The organism is Bartonella sp. AP36NXGY, assembly GCF_042195865.1.
Classification (GTDB): domain Bacteria; phylum Pseudomonadota; class Alphaproteobacteria; order Rhizobiales; family Rhizobiaceae; genus Bartonella.
Window position 1 is genome coordinate 1 of sequence record NZ_JBHIPD010000133.1, and the last position, 694, is coordinate 694.

Here is a 694-nt window from a genome sequence, read left to right on the forward strand (position 1 = left end):
TCGTCAAAGTAACGTAGGTTGGATACTGCTAGACCAACGGCGGCTGCTTGCCTTGCCTCTTTCCGTACGCTCTTAATATCATAACTAAACGTTTCAAATTTCATATCGGTGGAGGATTTCGATTCGTTAACACCATTACTCATCGCATTATCCTTGGATTCAGAAAAATATTTATCTACATATTTTTTCGTATCATCAAAAACTTTCTTAATCCGCTGCTTACTGTCATGTAACAACCAACTAGCCCCCTCCACGACTTCTGTCAAATTTGCGTAAAACACACCACTCTTCAGACATTTTCTCTTTTTTTATTTTCAACATTAATGCTGGCATTGTTATTTATGGGAGTCGTTCTTTTAATCGTGTAACTCTTTTCGCCCCTGTCTTGTATAGACAGGAGCGTTTTTGAAAATAATCGTAGTGAATTTTATTAATTTAGAGTTAAGCTTAATCCTACACCTACACCCCAGCGCCCTCCGGCACTTGTCACAGATAGACTAGAGCGAATATTTCCATCTTCAGATGTATAACCAGCACCAAGAGCAAATGCGGACTGATTAAGCCATATACCACTACCAAGTGCAACACTTAACTTTCCTGGTGCATCATTGTAACGCAAGTTGGACACCGCTAGACCAATAGCAGCAGCTTGTCTTGCTTCTTTCCGAACATCCTGAATAGCATAATTCAATGT

Annotated in this window: 2 protein-coding genes; both read right to left on the bottom strand. The window is 39.8% G+C overall.

What is annotated here, in order from left to right:
* Positions 1–281, bottom strand: a 281-nt coding sequence (locus ACFINX_RS10295; RefSeq protein ID WP_375668818.1) for a hypothetical protein, incomplete at its 3' end; no start/stop codon positions are given.
* A gap of 149 nt (positions 282–430) precedes the next feature.
* Positions 431–694: YadA-like family protein (locus ACFINX_RS10300; protein WP_375612610.1), on the bottom strand; the 264-nt coding region annotated here is incomplete at its 5' end.